The 16981-nt window shown below is 46.2% G+C and carries 14 protein-coding genes and 2 pseudogenes; all 16 read left to right on the top strand.

The window, feature by feature from the left end; all coding sequences use genetic code 11:
• Positions 1–80 precede the first annotated feature (80 nt).
• Positions 81–1775 carry a 30S ribosomal protein S1 gene (rpsA, locus tag B347_RS0123020; protein WP_016780248.1) on the top strand — a complete coding sequence of 565 codons (1695 nt, stop codon included), beginning with the start codon at positions 81–83 and terminating at the stop codon, positions 1773–1775.
• A gap of 366 nt (positions 1776–2141) precedes the next feature.
• Positions 2142–2438, top strand: coding sequence for an integration host factor subunit beta (ihfB, locus tag B347_RS0123015; RefSeq protein WP_003447108.1), 297 nt, complete (start codon positions 2142–2144; stop codon positions 2436–2438).
• Positions 2439–2462: 24 nt separating this feature from the next.
• On the top strand, positions 2463–2711 hold the full coding sequence (locus B347_RS0123010) for a lipopolysaccharide assembly protein LapA domain-containing protein (protein WP_019412050.1): 249 nt from the start codon (positions 2463–2465) through the stop codon (positions 2709–2711).
• Positions 2712–3256: 545 nt separating this feature from the next.
• A pseudogene (locus tag B347_RS25490) lies at positions 3257–4719 on the top strand (MBL fold metallo-hydrolase RNA specificity domain-containing protein).
• Between the two features lie 85 nt (positions 4720–4804).
• A complete protein-coding gene (gene rfaH, locus B347_RS0123000) occupies positions 4805–5332 on the top strand; it encodes a transcription/translation regulatory transformer protein RfaH (protein WP_019412048.1) in 528 nt (175 codons plus the stop codon).
• Positions 5333–5495: 163 nt separating this feature from the next.
• The gene (gene rfbA, locus B347_RS0122995; RefSeq protein WP_026014372.1) at positions 5496–6389 is read left to right on the top strand and encodes a glucose-1-phosphate thymidylyltransferase RfbA; all 894 of its coding nucleotides are present in this window, start codon (positions 5496–5498) and stop codon (positions 6387–6389) included.
• Complete coding sequence (gene rfbC / locus B347_RS0122990; protein WP_019412046.1) at positions 6386–6946, top strand: dTDP-4-dehydrorhamnose 3,5-epimerase; 561 nt, start codon at positions 6386–6388, stop codon at positions 6944–6946. The genes rfbA and rfbC overlap by 4 nt, the downstream gene beginning before the upstream one ends.
• Positions 6947–7012: 66 nt before the next feature.
• Positions 7013–8242 carry a hypothetical protein gene (locus B347_RS0122985; RefSeq protein ID WP_157786902.1) on the top strand — a complete coding sequence of 410 codons (1230 nt, stop codon included), beginning with the start codon at positions 7013–7015 and terminating at the stop codon, positions 8240–8242.
• A 1-nt stretch (position 8243) separates the two neighbouring features.
• Positions 8244–9470, top strand: coding sequence for an oligosaccharide flippase family protein (locus B347_RS0122980; RefSeq protein WP_019412044.1), 1227 nt, complete (start codon positions 8244–8246; stop codon positions 9468–9470).
• Positions 9471–9612: 142 nt separating this feature from the next.
• On the top strand, positions 9613–10701 hold the full coding sequence (locus B347_RS0122975; protein WP_019412043.1) for a glycosyltransferase: 1089 nt from the start codon (positions 9613–9615) through the stop codon (positions 10699–10701).
• 37 nt (positions 10702–10738) lie between these two features.
• Positions 10739–11890, top strand: a complete 1152-nt coding sequence (locus tag B347_RS0122970; RefSeq protein WP_026014371.1) for a glycosyltransferase family 4 protein — start codon at positions 10739–10741, stop codon at positions 11888–11890.
• Positions 11883–12467, top strand: a pseudogene (locus tag B347_RS27010) (sugar transferase); the annotation flags it as partial. The gene B347_RS0122970 and the pseudogene B347_RS27010, both read left to right, overlap by 8 nt.
• On the top strand, positions 12450–13109 hold the full coding sequence (locus B347_RS27005; RefSeq protein ID WP_237719156.1) for an acetyltransferase: 660 nt from the start codon (positions 12450–12452) through the stop codon (positions 13107–13109). The pseudogene B347_RS27010 and the gene B347_RS27005, both read left to right, overlap by 18 nt.
• A 79-nt stretch (positions 13110–13188) precedes the next feature.
• Positions 13189–14382 carry a DegT/DnrJ/EryC1/StrS family aminotransferase gene (locus B347_RS0122960; protein ID WP_019412040.1) on the top strand — a complete coding sequence of 398 codons (1194 nt, stop codon included), beginning with the start codon at positions 13189–13191 and terminating at the stop codon, positions 14380–14382.
• A gap of 68 nt (positions 14383–14450) precedes the next feature.
• A complete protein-coding gene (locus tag B347_RS0122955) occupies positions 14451–16448 on the top strand; it encodes a polysaccharide biosynthesis protein (protein WP_026014369.1) in 1998 nt (665 codons plus the stop codon).
• A 109-nt stretch (positions 16449–16557) separates the two neighbouring features.
• On the top strand, positions 16558–16887 hold the full coding sequence (locus tag B347_RS0122950) for a ComEA family DNA-binding protein (protein ID WP_019412038.1): 330 nt from the start codon (positions 16558–16560) through the stop codon (positions 16885–16887).
• Positions 16888–16981: the final 94 nt, after the last annotated feature.

Raw genomic sequence — 16981 nt, 5'->3', positions numbered from 1 at the left:
CTTTTATATGAACGTAACCCACATTGTCTGGAATGTGGCAGATGGGCGTATTCCTTCGCCCTTGATCAACAGGAATTAAAATGAGCGAAAGCTTTGCAGAACTCTTTGAAGAAAGCCTAAAAACCCTGAATCTTCAGGCTGGCTCTATCATCACCGCTATCATCGTTGATATCGATTACCAAGCTGGTTGGGTTACCGTTCACGCTGGTTTGAAGTCTGAAGGCCTCATCCCGCTGGAACAGTTCCACAACGACGCTGGCGAACTGAACATCAACATCGGTGATGAAGTTCACGTTGCGCTGGACGCGGTCGAAGACGGCTTTGGCGAAACCAAACTGTCCCGTGAAAAAGCCAAGCGCGCTGAGTGCTGGATCGTTCTGGAAGCAGCCTTCGCAGCTGAAGAAGTGGTCAAGGGCGTTATCAACGGTAAGGTTAAAGGCGGCTTCACTGTCGACGTTAACGGCATCCGTGCGTTCCTGCCAGGTTCTCTGGTTGACGTTCGTCCAGTGCGCGACACTACGCACCTGGAAGGCAAAGAGCTGGAATTCAAGGTCATCAAGCTTGACCAGAAGCGTAACAACGTTGTTGTTTCGCGTCGTAGCGTGCTTGAAGCAGAGAACTCGGCTGAGCGTGAAGCTCTGCTGGAATCCTTGCAAGAAGGTCAGCAAGTCAAAGGTATCGTCAAAAACCTCACCGACTACGGCGCATTCGTCGACCTGGGTGGCGTGGATGGCCTGCTGCACATTACCGACATGGCTTGGAAGCGTATCAAGCATCCTTCCGAAATCGTCAACGTTGGCGACGAGATCGATGTAAAGGTGCTGAAGTACGATCGCGAACGCAATCGTGTTTCCCTGGGCCTGAAGCAACTGGGCGAAGATCCATGGGTTGCTATCAAAGCCCGTTACCCAGAAAGCACTCGCGTTACCGCTCGTGTAACCAACCTGACCGACTACGGCTGCTTCGCTGAGCTGGAAGAAGGCGTTGAAGGTTTGGTACACGTTTCCGAAATGGACTGGACCAACAAAAACATCCACCCTTCGAAAGTCGTACAAGTCGGCGACGAAGTGGAAGTTATGGTTCTGGACATCGACGAAGAGCGTCGTCGTATCTCCCTGGGCATCAAGCAGTGCAAATCTAACCCATGGGAAGATTTCTCTGGCCAGTTCAACAAGGGCGATAAAATCTCCGGCACCATCAAGTCGATCACCGATTTCGGTATCTTCATTGGTCTGGACGGCGGCATCGACGGCCTGGTTCACCTGTCCGACATCTCCTGGAACGAAGTGGGCGAAGAAGCCGTACGTCGTTTCAAGAAGGGCGACGAGCTTGACACCGTTATCCTGTCTGTTGATCCAGAGCGTGAGCGCATCTCCCTGGGTATCAAGCAGTTGGAAAGCGATCCGTTCTCCGAGTACGTACAAGAGAACGACAAAGGCGCAATCGTTAAGGGCATCGTGAAAGAAGTTGACGCTAAAGGCGCCATCATCACTCTGGCCAACGATATCGAAGCAACTCTGAAAGCCTCCGAAATCAGCCGTGACCGCGTTGAAGACGCACGTAACGTTCTGAAAGAAGGCGAAGAAGTAGAAGCCAAGATCATCAGCGTTGACCGCAAAAGCCGCGTAATCCAACTCTCCATCAAGTCGAAAGATGATGCTGAAGAGAAAGAAGCAATCCAGAGCCTGCGCGACAAGCCAGCCACCTCTGACATTGCTGCTGGTCCGACCACTTTGGGCGACCTGCTGCGTGCACAAATGGAAAAACAGAACTAAGTTCTGATTGACCATAAAAAAGGGCGACTTAGGTCGCCCTTTTTTGTGCCCTGTGATTTGAGTTTGGCCCGATCTAGACGGATAGCATGCAGAGCCAGTATGGGGCGATGCTGGCGACTTTTGTAGTATTCGGCTCCTATACACGGGCTCTACCTCAGTTGCCTGTCAGCGCCTCTCTGTACGCATATATGGCAGCCTGGTGGTGGGCTAAACCTTGGAGTGATGGTTTTTAAGTGCGCCGGGCGTACATGAGCAATTGCCCAGTGGTCTGCAAAGATAAGTCAAGATCTGGGCTGTTCAAATTCATTCGATCATGCTAAAACCTTTGAAGCGCTGATCTAGCTGCTTGAAAAAGAAGGGAAAAATATGACGAAGTCGGAGTTGATCGAACGAATTGTCACCCATCAAGGGCTACTCTCATCCAAGGATGTGGAGTTAGCTATCAAGACCATGCTTGAACAAATGTCACAGTGTCTGGCGACCGGAGATCGAATCGAGATCCGTGGCTTTGGTAGTTTTTCGTTGCACTACCGGGCACCTCGGGTTGGTCGCAACCCAAAGACCGGTCAATCAGTAAGTCTCGACGGTAAATTTGTTCCTCATTTCAAGCCGGGCAAGGAGCTTAGGGATCGAGTGAACGAAGACGAGGAAGACGATATTTAATCCTTAGGGAGGCAGGAGTTACTCATGAGTAGCTTTAAGCGTGCAGTTCTGGTGGCGTTTGCATTGGTCGTGATTTTCGGGACGGTGATTTTTATCCTCGAAAACCAGCAGCCCACTTCATTGGTTTTTCTCGGATTGAGCTCACCTGAGCTGCCTGCATCGCTGTTCTTTATAGGTGCGTTGTTGCTTGGCATGGCGATTGGGCCTGCAATGGGCTTTGTTGCTTATAAGCGCAAGACGGCTAAGTTAAAGCGCAATCTGTTGAATTCATAAAAAATCGACAGACCTTTCTGCTGAATTTGCATAAAGGTAGCCTGAACAAGCTTTGGATTTGGCTCATTGGTTGGGGGGGGGCTGGCGCACAGCAGTGAGCCAAGAAGCTTCCTACGCCCGTTCAGGCCTTGTCTTCTGCTTATTGTTTTATGATGCCAGTAAGATGCGCGCAGTTCCCGATTGTCAGTTAATGCCGTGCTTCTTCAGTGGTATCTTCGGTTTGTGCGAAATTCTAAATAATCACAAACATGCTTGTATATCTCTGAATACGTACGAGCTATTAATCTCCGGGGCAGGCTATGTACATGAACAGTCTCTCCCGCACACCAGGCGCCGGCTAATTCTCTGAAGCCGATGTCTTCGCTTTCTTTTAGGCGATGTGGCATCAACGTCTCTCTCTGCTTTTGCCTGCTTCTGCTTGGTAACTTCCGTTTAATTTTATGGGTTGCTTAAAGGGCTAGTTGGTGGATGCCGCAGCTTGTAAGACCCCAGTAATATTTTGTGAGGACGTTGCCTCGGTGCGAGGCTTTGGCGAGGGCAAGAAGATGCCGTATCCCACTATTAGGCATCATGGCGCGATCGCCGGCGTCACAGGCTCTTGTCATCAACTTGAGATGAGCGCTCACAGCAGTCTTCTAATCGACTGTGGTTTATTTCAAGGCAGTGATGAGCGAGTACGGCTTCCACAAATAAATTTTTCAATCGAGGGTATAAAAGCCCTGCTCATTACTCATGTTCATGCTGACCATGTAGGGCGCATTCCTTACTTGCTAGCTGCGGGATTTACTGGACCTATCTTGTGTAGCGAACCTTCGGCCAAATTGCTGCCGTTAGTCCTTGAAGACGCATTCAGGCTTGAGTTTAGCCGCGAGCCAAAAAAATAGAGCGGTACCTGCGACGCCTCCACCAGCAAATCATCGCGCTGCCATTCGACCATTGGTTCAGCATTCAGCAAGCAGAGACCCTGCAAGCTAAGATTCGCCTGCAAAGAGCAGGGCATATACTCGGTTCCGCCTATGTAGAATGCGACCTAGTGTACCCAAATACCGGTTTGGAGCGTCGAATTGTGTTTTCAGGTGGCTTGGGGGCACCACATACACCACTTCTGCTTGGCGCGTGTTCCCCAAGACGCGCCGATGTACTGATTCTGGAGAGCACTTACGGCAACCGCGTTCATGAAAATCGCTCAACTCGTCACAAACGATTGGAAAGCGCTATTGATCGAGCGCTAGCTGATCACGGGACATTATTAATTCCAGCGTTCAGCATTGGACGCACTCAAGAGTTGCTTTACGAAATCGAAGATATTCTGCATCGAAAATCAATCTTCGACCCTGGGTCGCCTATTCCTGTGCCAGATCAGTTTCTACCTGTCACTTGGCCTCAATTGCCAATCATTCTTGACTCTCCGTTGGCAAGCCGCCTAACCGAGGTCTATCGTGAATTGGATAGCTTTTGGGGTGTAGAAGCACAAAAACGACTTGCCGTGGGGCGCAAGCCCTTGCATTTCAAGCAACTGATAATGATCGACAGCCACGTCAAGTACATGCAGACCGTCGAGTATCTGGCTAACACGGGGCGGCCTGCGATCGTAATAGCGGCCAGTGGCATGTGCACCAGCGGTCGCATAGTGAACTATCTGAAAGCCATGTTGGCTGACCCAAGGCACAATGTACTTTTTACGGGCTATCAGGCTAGGGGCACGCCCGGTGCGCTAATACAAAAATATGCTCCGTCAGGTGGTTTTATTGAATTGGAGGGTAAGCGCTGTATTATCCGTGCTGGCATTAGTACTTTGGGAGGGTATTCTGCTCATGCCGATCAGCAGGACTTGCTAAATTTTGTTTCTGGTATGGAGCAGTGGCCCGAAGAGATACGCTTGGTTCATGGCGATGAGCCGGCAAGGTATGCATTGGCGAAGGAACTGTTGGGCCTATATCAGGCTCGAAATAAAGTTGTCGATCTGCAAATTCCGACAAATTTGAAGGCGCCTCTGGGATTCCAGTAGCTGTCATGAAAAGAACCAGTTGCTTGCCATTTGCACAAGCGCCGCACAATGGTAAGACACGGACGAACCCATTAATGAATTACCCATGCACATAACAAACACCACAGCCCCCCGCGACCCTATCGTGCCGAAATCTGGCGACTGGTTCCTGGTGCAATGCAAGCCCAGACAAGACGAACGTGCAGAGGAAAACCTCGAGCGACAAGGCTATGAATGTTCACGCCCGGTTTGCCGGCGTGAAAAGGTGCAACGTGGCCAAATGAGCTGCGTTCAAGAGTCATTATTTCCAGGCTACCTATTTATATATATGCCGGAAGGCGCCAATTGGGCTCCCTTGCGTTCAACCCGCGGAGTCGCTCGGGTTGTTGCTTTTGGAGGACGACCATTGGCCGTCAGTCACGAGTTGATCATTCAACTGCAATCGCGTGCTGACACGCACATCATCTCTACGTTTAACGCGGGTGACAAAGTCACCATCCTTGATCAAGGCTTCGCAGGTATTGAGTCCATATTCATGTCCATGGACGGCGAAGAAAGGGTCATTCTGCTTATCAACCTAATGAACCGTCAGCAACAGATCAGTTTGCCGTTAGCGAGTATTACGACTCGATAAATCAGCCTAAGGCTGCGGTCTGAACAAACAATAATGAAAACCGTTCTCAGGGAATCAACGATAAATCCTGGGGCGGTAGCGTGTTTTTTTTAATGCAGAACTCAACTCAGTGCCGGTTGGTACAGGAAGAGCAAGCATGAAAATTAAGGAAGCCAGCAGCGACATGACCACCTTCCAACGTAAAGGCATCATCCTCGCTGGCGGTGCAGGTACACGTTTGCATCCTCTGACGCTTGGCGTGTCCAAGCAGATGCTACCTATTTATGATAAGCCCATGATTTTCTATCCGCTGTCAGTACTCATGTTGGCGGGTATTCGCGAAATATTAATTATTTCAACACCTGAAGATTTACCCAGCTTCCAAAAACTATTGGGTGACGGTAGCCAGTACGGCATTCAGCTGAGTTATGCGCAGCAGCCGACCCCAGGAGGTTTGGCACAAGCCTTTATCATTGGGGAGGCATTCATTGGCAGTCATTCGGTCTGCATGATCCTTGGTGACAATATTTTCTATGGGCATTATTTTTCAGAAAGCTTAAAAGCTGCCATGTCAAAAACCTCTGGCGCCACTGTATTCGGTTATCACGTTTCTGATCCTGAACATTTTGGTGTGGTTGAATTCGACAGCACTGGGCATGTGGTAAGCATTGAGGAAAAGCCGCAAAAACCAAAATCGAACTATGTTGTAGCAGGCCTGTACTTTTATGACAATAAGGTCGTAGATATGGCCAAGAACATTAAGCCCTCAGCGCGTGGCGAGCTAGAAATTACTGATATCAACTGCATTTACCTTGAGCAAAATAGTTTGACGGTTGAAGTGTTGGGGCGTGGTTTCGCGTGGCTAGATACGGGTACGCATGAATCTCTGCTTGAAGCCAGTTGTTTTGTTCGAACAATTGAACAGCGACAAGGTTTGAAAATTGCTTGCCTTGAAGAGATTGCATTTAATTCTGGCTGGATTACTTCAACGCAGTTAGCTCAGCAAGCAGAGAAGTTTAAAAAGACAAGTTATGGACGCTACCTTTTGCGTTTATTGTCCGAAAGGCGTGTTACATGAAGTTTCTTACGACGCCGATTTTAGGGCTAGTGATCATCGAACCTGAAGTTTTCCAAGATGAACGTGGCTGGTTTTTAGAGAGTTTTAATTTGCGGCGGTTTCGAACTGGGTTGCAGGCGCTAAAGTTAGAGGTGCCCGAGTCCTTTGTTCAAGATAATGTATCGAGTTCCAAAAAAGGAGTTGTTAGAGGGCTGCATTATCAATTGGCGCCCTTTGCTCAAGGCAAACTAGTCAGTGTTCCTCATGGCGCAGTCTTTGATGTAGCAGTAGATTTACGGTCCGATTCGTCTACCTATGGTGAATGGTTTGCACTCGAGTTGAGTGACGTAAATAAGAGGATGTTATGGGTTCCTGAAGGTTTTGCACATGGTTTTTTAGCGTTGAAAGACGATACATACGTCAGCTATAAAGTTACTCAGTACTACGATAAAGATTCAGAACGCAGCGTGTTATGGAATGATACGTATCTGGGAATCCAGTGGCCTATATTAAGTGAGTATTGTTTAAGTGATAAAGATAAAGCTGCGCCAGTATTTGTGAAGCAGATCAAAGAGTAATTATTTCTTTTTTTATATTAAGTGTGGCGAAATTTATTTCGGTCTGCGGGCTCTGAGGGGAGAGTTTTGAAAAGTTACGTTGCTCCATATTATGTAGTGCTATGCGCATGTTTGTTAATCGTTGTTGGGGATTTAAGATATTTAATCAGTCCAATAGGCTATTGGCTTGCTTGGGGGACGGTGGTTGCTGTCGGGTGCTTTTTGACGGGGTGTATGTACTTCCGTAAAATAGAAGTTGAATTATTTATTTATCTGGTAGGTTTTTTCCTAGTTTTTGCATCGTTTATCTTAAGCGGTATCGCCAATGAAAGTGCTTATACCCTCTATCAGGGAGTAAAGATACTTTGTGTTGCGATTATGTTTTTTTGTATTTATATGAATGCTGAGAACTTTACTGCAAGGAGGATGTACCTAATAAGTGTCATTTGTATTGGGGTGGGGTTGTTATTTTTCTTAATGTCGAAATATATTTTGCGTGATTTGTATATTATTTTTGGTGATGGACGTCAAGGTAGCGTTTTCGCATATCCTGGCGTGCTGTGGAAAACATCAGTTTTTTTCATAGGATTTATTATCGCTGGTGTGTTTTTTGGTGGGGAAAATAAAGTTTTATCACTGTTCGCTCTGATCGGTGCTATGTATTTATTGTTCATGGACTCAAGTCGAACTGGTTTTTTAATGCTCTCTATGATTATTGTTATGTTTGTTGTGCTGTATGCGCGAATTAACCCAAAGAGGGTAATGTTTTTTTCTTTTATGTTTTTGATGTGTTGTGTTGGCCTATTCCTAGTTTACATTAGCGGCGTTATTGCATTCAGTCAGTCCGGCGAACCCTTAGTCTTAAATCGATTGGCCGCGGGAGACCCCACGCGTGCTCAGATGCTAGTTGATGGCATATCACATGCAGAACAATGCATCCCTTTAGGATGTGGGTTTGGAACGGCTACTACTCTAGTTCATGGTGAGCCTATGGTGGTGCATAATGCTTACCTCTCCGCAATAGGCGACATTGGTGTAGTTGGCTTTCTAGGGATGTCTATACTTATGTTTTCTCCAATTTGTATATTCTTGTGGAGACTTCGAGGTTTTAGGTTAGCTAATAAAAAATCGGTGATGACGATTGCTTACGCTATTGCAGCTTTTGGAGGTGCGTCAGGTTACGCATTCTTGATGATGCTCCATCCTTTTAGCACTGAACTTTCAGAGTGGGGCATATGGATAATAATGGTCTCTGTTTTGTCTTCTCTTGTGCGCCGCATGGCTGAGTGCGGCGCTGAAGAAAAAAAAGAGGCTTGATATGATATTGCAATTAAAAAATGTAAGTTTGTTATTTGTAGCTCAGCTAATTAGTTATTTGATTCCAATACTAGAAGTCCCGATTTTGGCAAGGGCTCTAGGGGTTGAGAGTTATGGTCATATATTAATTGTTCAAACAACGGCGATTTTGTGTTCTCTTGTTGTTGAGTATGGCTTTTCCTTAAGCGGTGCAAGACAGGTTGCGTTGTGTGCAGACAATAAACCTCTTTTGTCTAAGATTTATAATGAAGTCGTATCCGGGAGAGTAATACTAGCGGTCGGCGTAGTAAGTTTTTCGTTGGTTGTATTGTTTTTTGTAAAGGTTGATGCCAGTCCGTTGGCTATTTTATGGGGGTATTTTTATTTCTTGGCCTTCGGTTTTGGAAACCTATGGTTGTTTCAAGGGCTAGAGAAAATAACTTATCCTGTTGTTGTTGAAGTTTGTCTGCGATTTCTTGGCTTATTAGTGCTGTTTTTGTGCGTTTCTCATCCTTCTGATGCCGCAATAGCACTTATGATTATGTCGTCGTTTGCATTGCTTAGTACGGTGATCAGTTTTTACCTTGCTTACAAAGTTGTAGGAGGTTTTTCTTTTGAGCTGAAGGGCGGTATCCAGCAAATAAAGGAGGGCTTTCATGGTTTTCTGTATAAAAGTTCGAATAATATAATGTTAAGTGCAGGGCCCGCTTTAGTTGGAGTTATGTGCGGTCAAGCAGCCGTTGCAAAGTTTGCACCGGCTGAAAAAATAATAAAAGCATCAGTTGGGCTGGTTGGACCTGTATTAATTGGATTGTATCCCTACTTAAGCAGGCGTTTGTTGAAGTCGACTACAGTTAGTTTGAAACTTTCAGGAATTATTGTTGCTGCTTTATTTGCAGCTGGCGCAATTGGGGCGGGAATAATTTTCGTTCTTGCGAAATTTTTGATGGATATGATGTTGGGGCCAGGCTTTGAAGAGGCGATTATTATTCTTCAGATATTTGTATTCATTATTCCGTTCAGAATGATGAATCAGGCTATGGGGTTAGCAGTATTCATGCCTTTGGGGAAGGATCGAGTCTTAAGTTTGTTGCTTATATTCTTCTCTTTTTTTTCTTTGCTGTTAGCGGCAATACTCTCCTATTGGTTTGAGTTGCAGGGTATCGTGTATGGGTTGGTGCTTTCTGAAGTTATTTTCTCACTATTTTTAGTGCTCTTTGCTTTAAATATCAAGGTAGAAAAAGGTTAAGGCCTTCCAACGATCGGTGCCTCTATCCTGCTAAGTGCGGTTTCGTTTGAAGGATGGCGCGTTTTCTGGAAATGTAGGGCTGTAAAAAAGTTGATACTTGAGCTTTTTAATTGTGGTATGTCTAGTGCACGGGTGTCATAAGATGAAACTGTTTTACATAATTACGGGCCTCGGTGTCGGTGGCGCTGAACGGCAAGTGTTAGATCTAGCAGATCGATTTAGCGATCAGGGGCATACTGTTAAAATTTGTTATTTGACGGGCCCTGTTTTGTTACGTCCAAAAAATATAAATATTGAACTCATTGGCTTGGAGCTGGATAAAACGCTGGTTGGTTTTTTTAAAGGGATCCTTAATCTTAAAAAGATTATTAAGGCTTTTGATCCTGATGTTGTTCATGCGCACATGGTGCATGCAAATTTATTTTCGCGTATTGTAAGAATTATTTGTCCCATTAAAAAGTTGATTAATACTGCGCATAGTACCAATGAAGGTGGTCGCGCGAGAATGCTGGCGTACCGGTTTACGCATTCTCTAGCGGATGTGACAACCAACGTTACCCTCGAAGCAGTCAAAGTGTTTGAGCGAAAAAAAGCATGTCCGATTGGAACTATGCAAGCCATCCCTAATGGGATTGATACCGACTTATTTAAGCCTAATTCGACGGATCGTGAGCTTATAAGAACTTCTGAGTGTATTGGCGCACAGGATGAACTTGTTGTCGCTGTGGGGCGTTTGGTCGATGCCAAAGACTATGAGAACCTATTAAAAGCTTTTGCTGAGCTTTATAAAAAGAGACCGAATGTCAAGCTATGGATCGTTGGTGAAGGTCCTGAGCGCGAAAGTTTGTACAATTTGACAAATCTCTTAGATATTCGTGATCGTGTTAAGTTTTTAGGCGTTAGATCAGACGTATCTAAAATTTATAATGCCGCAGATTTATATGTACTTTCTTCAGCGTGGGAAGGATTTGGATTGGTGGTCGCCGAAGCCATGGCCACAGAGAAAATAGCTGTTGTTACAGACTGCGGGGGCGTCAAAGAGGTTCTTGGTGGGTGTGGTTATTTGGTACCTCCTAAGGACTCATTAGCACTAATGCAGGCGATGAATACAGCGCTTGAGCTTGATCTTGATGAAAGGAAAATAATGTCAGGCTCAGCAAGAAATAGAATATTAAGTAATTACTCTATAAGTGAAATTGTAAATATTTGGGCGAGAATTTATACCTCTTGAGTGATGCTCATTTTGTGTTGGGTATTTAAGGTTGGTTATGAAAGAAGCGAAACTATTAATAGTAACAACAGTCCCTGAAACACTAAAAACGATACTGGTCCATCAGCCGCGCTTTCTTAATCGAAAATTTTCCGTTCATTTAGCAAGTTCGGATGAAGGCGCTAATAAAACGATCTCAGCTAAAGAAACAGTTCCATTTCATGTTGTCTCGATGAAACGTGGTATTAGCCCGATTTCAGATTTGTTATCGGTTTTTAATATGTGTCGGTTGATAAACAGATTAAAACCCCAGGTAGTTCACTCCTACACCCCCAAGGCTGGCTTGGTTTCTATGATCGCGGCCTATTTATGCCGAGTACCAGTAAGGGTGCACACTTTTACCGGGCTTATATTTCCTACTCAAACAGGCCCGAAAAGATTTTTACTCGTCAATATTGATCGTATTATTTGCATGCTTGCAACTCGGGTTATTCCGGAGGGGGAGGGTGTTAAGCGGGATTTACTGTCTTTTGGTGTTACGCGGAAGGACATGTCGGTCATTGGGCATGGAAATATTGCGGGCGTTGACCTAAGTTTTTTTCAACCGGGTATTGGGGCAGTAAGTTCTAAGTCGGAATTAATGAAAAAGTCTTTGGGTATTGCTGATGAAGACTTCGTGTTCTGCTACATAGGTCGCCTGAATAGAGATAAAGGCTTAAAGGAGTTGGGCCAAGCTTTTCTGAAGTTGCCTGATTTCGTGCAATTAATAGTAGTCGGAGAGTTAGACGCTGAGGCTCCTGTAGATAGTTATACACTTGCTCTTTTCAAGGAACATGAGCGAATTCATGCGGTAGGCTTTAAAGCGGATATACGTGATGCGCTTGAAGCTTGTGACGCTCTGGTTCTTCCGAGTTACCGTGAAGGCTTCCCGAATGTTGTTTTGCAGGCGGGTGCTATGCGTAAACCGGCCGTAGTAACTGATATTAACGGTAGCAACGAAATTATAGAGCCTGGTTTGAACGGGTGGATCGCAAAACCTCAGGATGTTTCCAGTTTACAAGTCGCAATGAATCAAGCGGTAAACACACCCAAAACAGAACTTTCGGTAATGGGGGCATTTGCTCGATCTCGTGTCGTGGAACGTTACGAACAAACGGCTCATTGGGGGCGAATGAATGCATTCTATTTACAGGAGTTGAACATTGATTAAGCGTTCTTTTGACTTTGTGGCTTCGTTTTTGGGCTTGTTGCTGTTGTCGCCAATTATTGCTTATCTTGCCTTTTCCGTACGACGTAAATTGGGCAGTCCAGTATTATTTAGGCAAACTCGACCAGGGCTTAATGGTGCACCCTTCGAAATGTTGAAATTTCGGAGTATGAAAGATAGCGTAGATGCTTATGGTGATCCGCTACCTGATTCTGAACGAATGACTCCTTTTGGCTCGTTTTTACGCTCTAGCAGTTTAGATGAACTGCCCGGACTTTGGAGCGTATTGAAAGGTGATATGAGTTTAGTAGGACCAAGGCCTCTATTGATGGAATACCTGCCTCTTTACAGTGCTGAACAGAGTCGTCGTCATGCTGTTAGACCTGGTATTACGGGGTGGGCGCAAGTCAATGGTCGTAATGCAATCAGTTGGGAAGAAAAATTTAGGTACGATAGTTGGTATGTCGATAATAAGTCTTTTTGGTTGGACGTAAAGATTATTGCGCTCACTATAAAAAAAGTATTTGTTCGTGAAGGTATCAATGCCGCTGGTGAGGCAACGATGTCCAAGTTTTCAGGCGTCGTTCCTGAAAAAAAATTGGCGATTTTGGGAACTGGAGGGCACGGGAAAGTAGTAGCTGACACCGCTGAGGTTTGCGGTTGGAAAGATATCGAATTTTTTGATGACCGGTGGCCCGAGATACAAAAGATTGAACATTGGAACGTTTCGGGTGATACCCAACTACTCCTGAGGCGCTTACAAGAATTTGACGGGGTTATAGTTGCTATTGGTAGTAACGAAATCAGGCATTCGAAAATTACTGAACTACTTGACGCACAGGCACCCCTTATTTCCTTGGTTCATCCAGCTGCGACCATTAGTCGATATGCCACTATTGGTAAGGGTGGAGTTGCATTTGCAGGCGTTGTAGTTAATTCATACGCTAACATTGGTATCGGCTCGATTCTCAATACTGGTTGCAGTATTGATCATGATTGCTGTCTGGCAGATTATGTTCATATCAGTCCGGGTGCTAGATTGGCGGGTGGAGTTAATATCGGACGGTCAAGCTGGATTGGTATTGGTGCGAGCATTCGGCAGTCAATCAACATCGGTGCGAACGTTAAGGTGGGCGCTGGTGCCGTGGTTGTTGATGATACACCTGATGATTTAATTGTGGTCGGCGTACCTGCCAAAGTACTAAGGTGTGACAATGAGTAATCTTGTTTTTATGTGAGATTTATCATTTTTTTGATTTGAACTAGTATTCTTTTAATATTGAAGTTAGGGGTGGTTATCAGTGAGCAATGTACAGTTTTCTCCTTGGCCGTCTTTTACAGAAGAAGAAGCCGACGCTGTACGGGATGTTATTCTTTCTAACAAGGTCAACTATTGGACCGGTCAGGAAACACGCACTTTTGAGAAAGAGTTTGCCAAGTGGTCTGGCACCGAATATGCGGTCGCTTTAGCTAATGGCACTGTGGCGTTGGATTTAGCGTTAAAGGCCCTTGGCATTGGCGCTGGCGATGAAGTAATCGTAACATCGCGTACTTTCCTAGCGTCGGTTTCAAGTATTGTCAATGCAGGTGCCGTGCCTGTGTTTGCTGACGTGGATTTGGACTCGCAAAACTTTACCGCTGAAACTATCTGCAAGGTTTTGACACCTCGCACCAAGGCACTGATTTGCGTTCATTTAGCGGGTTGGCCCTGTGATATGGACCCGATCATGGATTTAGCTAAGGAGTATGGTCTCAAAGTTATTGAGGATTGTGCTCAGGCTCATGGAGCCTTGTACAAAGGTCGCCGTGTGGGGTCTATTGGACATATTGGCGCTTGGTCCTTTTGCCAGGACAAAATCATGACCACAGGCGGAGAGGGGGGCATGGTGACGACCAATGATCGCCAACTTTGGGCTGACATGTGGGCCTACAAAGATCATGGCAAGAGTTGGGAAGCTGTCTATGAGCGCGAGCATGCTCCCGGATTTCGCTGGTTGCATGAAAGCTTTGGTACTAACTGGCGGATGCTTGAGGTGCAAGCTGTTATTGGCCGTATTCAACTGCGGCGCATGCATGACTGGCAGTCAGCCCGCCTGAAAAATGCTAAGCGGATTTGGAGTGTTGCCCAGCAATTGCCTGCGCTTCGTGTTCCTGCTCTCCCTGCTAGTGATGTGCATGCTGCCTATAAGTGTTATGTTTTTGTGCGTCCTGAAAGCCTCAAACCTGACTGGTCCCGTGATCGTATTCTCAATGAAATGGTTTCTAGAGGGGTACCTGCCTTTTCAGGGTCGTGTTCAGAGGTCTATCTCGAGAAAGCCTTTGACGATACTGGATGGCGTCCGGGGCAGCGTCTTGAGCACGCTAAACTGCTGGGAGAAACCAGCCTCATGCTTTTAGTTCATCCAACACTTACTGAGCACGAGGTAGACTTGACCTGCCAGATACTGAAAAGCGTTGTACAGGAAGCATCATTGGAATCTGGTGTTGCCTTATAAATACTATGCTTGCATAGAGTAAAAGATTGCGTATTGATTTTGGAGCGGCACAGGTGTTCAAAGATGTTATGGATATAATTCGATCATATTTATTAAATTTGTCCCGGCGACAAAAACGGTTTATTCAAGTATTCACAGACGTTGTGCTCGTTTGGCTTGCCTTGTGGCTGGCGTTTGTCGTTCGCTTGGGTATCGATGACATGATCAATCCAGTCAAAGCACATGTTTGGCTGTTTGTAGCCGCTCCTCTCATTGCCATCCCGCTCTTCATTCGCTTCGGCATGTACCGTGCAGTGATGCGTTATTTCGGCAACGATGCACTCATAGCCATCATCAAAGCCGTTTGTCTGTCTTCATTAATCCTAGCAGTTGTTGTGTACTGGTACAGCAACCATGACAACGTCGTGCCGCGCTCAATCATTTTCAACTATTGGTGGTTGAGTTTGATCTTGCTCGGTGGTTTACGATTGATCATGCGTCAGTATTTTTTGGGCGACTGGTTCTCTGCTGCACAGCACGTGCCATTTACTAGCCGTGATGATGGGTTGCCACGAGTCGCTATTTATGGGGCCGGCGCAGCAGGTAATCAGTTGGTTGCTGCTTTACGGATAGGTCGCCTCATGCGCCCTGTCGCGTTTGTTGATGATGATGACAGCATTGCTGATCGGGTTATATCTGGCTTGCAAGTTTTCAAACCTGAACATATGCAGAGGATGATTGATCGGACTGGCGCTCAAGAATTACTTTTAGCCATTCCTTCATCCTCCCGTGGCCGACGTCGTGAGATTCTGGGGTTGCTAGAAGGCTTTCCACTCCACGTTCGAAGCGTTCCCGGTTTTATGGATTTGGCGAGTGGTCGAGTCAAGGTGGACGATATCCAAGAAGTGGATATTGCCGATTTACTGGGCCGTGATGCAGTACCCGCGCAAGCAGATTTGTTAGAGCGCTGCATTAAGGGTCAATGTGTATTGGTCACGGGGGCAGGGGGTTCGATTGGATCGGAGTTGTGTCGTCAGATTCTATTAATGAGACCTACGACGCTACTATTGTTCGAACACAGTGAGTTCAATCTTTACAGCATCCTTTGCGAGCTTGAACAGCAGGTGCATCGCGAGTCACTGTCGGTTAAAGTACTGCCGATTTTGGGGTCTGTGCGTAATCCGAAACAACTGCTCGACCTAATGAAAACGTGGGAAGTTGATACGGTTTACCATGCCGCCGCTTATAAACATGTCCCGATGGTTGAGCACAACATAGCTGAAGGTGTGTTGAATAATGTCATTGGCACGCTCAACACTGCTCAGGCAGCTCTTCAGGCGGGTGTTGAAAACTTTGTACTTATCTCAACTGACAAGGCCGTGCGCCCGACTAATGTGATGGGCAGCACCAAGCGGCTGGCTGAAATGACGCTTCAAGCGCTCAGTCGTGAAGTTGCTCCTGTATTGTTTGGCGACACGACTAATGTTTTGAGAGTCAACAAAACGCGGTTCACCATGGTTCGCTTTGGCAACGTATTGGGCTCTTCCGGGTCGGTGATTCCGTTGTTCCATAAGCAGATCAAAGTCGGTGGTCCACTCACAGTGACTCACCCCAAAATCACACGCTACTTCATGACCATTCCAGAAGCTGCCCAACTGGTGATTCAAGCCGGCTCCATGGGCCAGGGCGGGGATGTTTTTGTTCTCGATATGGGTGAGCCTGTGCGCATCGTCGAGTTGGCTGAGAAGATGATTCACCTTTCAGGTTTAAGTGTCCGCTCAGAAAAAAATCTGCATGGAGATATAGAAATTGAATTCACTGGCCTGCGACCAGGTGAAAAGCTTTACGAAGAGTTGCTGATCGGTGACAACGTTGTATCCACACAACATCCGATGATCATGAGTGCAAGCGAGGATATGTTGTCTTGGGAAGAGCTAAAGCAAAAAATTGCTCAGTTACTTGAAGCTTTAGAGCAGGATGACTATGCGCGAGTGCGCCAGTTGTTACGTGAGACCGTGAGTGGCTATACCCCAGAGGGGGATATTGTTGATTGGATTCACCAGCATCGTCGTATTGAGCCGTTATAGCGAAATACCCTGCAACTGACACATTTTTGACACTCCCCACTCATCGCCTATGTTTGGAGTACAGCTCAGGAAAGCTGTTTCCACTTAACGATGTATTGGAGTGTCACTTATGCGTATTGCCTTTCTCCCTTCGATGTTTCTGGCTTTGATAGTCGGTATGTCCAGTGTGGTTCATGCTACGCCTACCCCAGATACTGCTCAGCCGGTTGTCGCTACCATTGCATCGCCTGATGCCCAAATCATGACGATCAACCTTAATACGGCAGATGAGGCGACACTTCAGCGTGAACTCTCTGGTGTAGGTTCTGCTAAGGCAAAAGCAATTGTTGCTTATCGTGAGGCGAACGGTGACTTTGCCTCGGCGGATGAGCTTTTAGAGGTCAAAGGGATCGGTAAGGCTATTTTTGAGAAGAACCGTGACAAGGTTGCGGTTAACTAAAATAAACGCTCGAACGCAGAAGGCCAGTCTATGACTGGCCTTTTTGTTTTGTAAGCGCTCCATAAACCCCACCGACTTCAAGATCGGTGGTGCG

Source organism: Pseudomonas psychrophila HA-4 (assembly GCF_000282975.1).
Lineage (GTDB): Bacteria > Pseudomonadota > Gammaproteobacteria > Pseudomonadales > Pseudomonadaceae > Aquipseudomonas > Aquipseudomonas psychrophila_A.
This window is presented reverse-complemented; position numbering and strand designations above follow the sequence as displayed.

What these genes read in the sequence shown, in the direction of transcription:
- rpsA (WP_016780248.1), top strand. Translation starts at nt 81, where the DNA reads ATGAGCGAAAGCTTTGCAGAACTCTTTGAAGAAAGCCTAAAAACCCTG.
- ihfB (WP_003447108.1), top strand. Translation starts at nt 2,142, where the DNA reads ATGACGAAGTCGGAGTTGATCGAACGAATTGTCACCCATCAAGGGCTA.
- B347_RS0123010 (WP_019412050.1), top strand. Translation starts at nt 2,463, where the DNA reads ATGAGTAGCTTTAAGCGTGCAGTTCTGGTGGCGTTTGCATTGGTCGTG.
- rfaH (WP_019412048.1), top strand. Translation starts at nt 4,805, where the DNA reads ATGCACATAACAAACACCACAGCCCCCCGCGACCCTATCGTGCCGAAA.
- rfbA (WP_026014372.1), top strand. Translation starts at nt 5,496, where the DNA reads ATGACCACCTTCCAACGTAAAGGCATCATCCTCGCTGGCGGTGCAGGT.
- rfbC (WP_019412046.1), top strand. Translation starts at nt 6,386, where the DNA reads ATGAAGTTTCTTACGACGCCGATTTTAGGGCTAGTGATCATCGAACCT.
- B347_RS0122980 (WP_019412044.1), top strand. Translation starts at nt 8,244, where the DNA reads ATGATATTGCAATTAAAAAATGTAAGTTTGTTATTTGTAGCTCAGCTA.
- B347_RS0122975 (WP_019412043.1), top strand. Translation starts at nt 9,613, where the DNA reads ATGAAACTGTTTTACATAATTACGGGCCTCGGTGTCGGTGGCGCTGAA.
- B347_RS0122970 (WP_026014371.1), top strand. Translation starts at nt 10,739, where the DNA reads ATGAAAGAAGCGAAACTATTAATAGTAACAACAGTCCCTGAAACACTA.
- B347_RS27005 (WP_237719156.1), top strand. Translation starts at nt 12,450, where the DNA reads ATGTCCAAGTTTTCAGGCGTCGTTCCTGAAAAAAAATTGGCGATTTTG.
- B347_RS0122955 (WP_026014369.1), top strand. Translation starts at nt 14,451, where the DNA reads ATGGATATAATTCGATCATATTTATTAAATTTGTCCCGGCGACAAAAA.
- B347_RS0122950 (WP_019412038.1), top strand. Translation starts at nt 16,558, where the DNA reads ATGCGTATTGCCTTTCTCCCTTCGATGTTTCTGGCTTTGATAGTCGGT.